This is a genomic window from Mesorhizobium sp. M0598, assembly GCF_040320865.1.
Lineage (GTDB): Bacteria > Pseudomonadota > Alphaproteobacteria > Rhizobiales > Rhizobiaceae > Mesorhizobium.
The window spans coordinates 1-523 of sequence record NZ_JAMYQL010000130.1; the positions used below are offsets into that span (position 1 = coordinate 1).

1 protein-coding gene is annotated in these 523 nt (G+C 64.4%); it reads left to right on the top strand.

What is annotated here, in order from left to right; translation table 11 throughout:
- Nucleotides 1-523, top strand: a 523-nt coding sequence (locus NKI59_RS35055) for a zinc-binding dehydrogenase (protein ID WP_352709094.1), incomplete at both ends; no start/stop codon positions are given.

Genomic DNA, 523 nt, shown 5'->3' on the forward strand with positions numbered 1-523 from the left:
CCAACTTCACCGTGCTGCCCGAGATCGCGGTGGCCAAGGTCAATGCCGACGCCCCGTTCGACAAGATCTGCTACATCGGCTGCGGCGTCACCACCGGCATCGGCGCGGTGATCAACACGGCCAAGGTCGAGCAAGGCGCGACGGCGATCGTCTTCGGCCTCGGCGGCATCGGCCTCAACGTCATCCAGGGATTGCGCCTTGCCGGCGCCGACATGATCATCGGCGTCGACCTGAACAACGACAGACGAGCCTGGGGCGAGAAATTCGGCATGACGCATTTCGTCAATCCGAAGGAGATCGACGGCGATGTCGTGGCTCATCTCGTCAATATGACCAAGCGCGGCGCCGACCAGATCGGCGGCGCCGACTACACGTTCGACTGTACCGGCAACACCAAGGTCATGCGGCAGGCGCTAGAATCGTCGCATCGCGGCTGGGGCAAGTCGGTCATCATCGGCGTTGCCGGCGCCGGCCAGGAGATCTCGACGCGGCCGTTCCAGCTGGTCACCGGCCGCACCTGGAT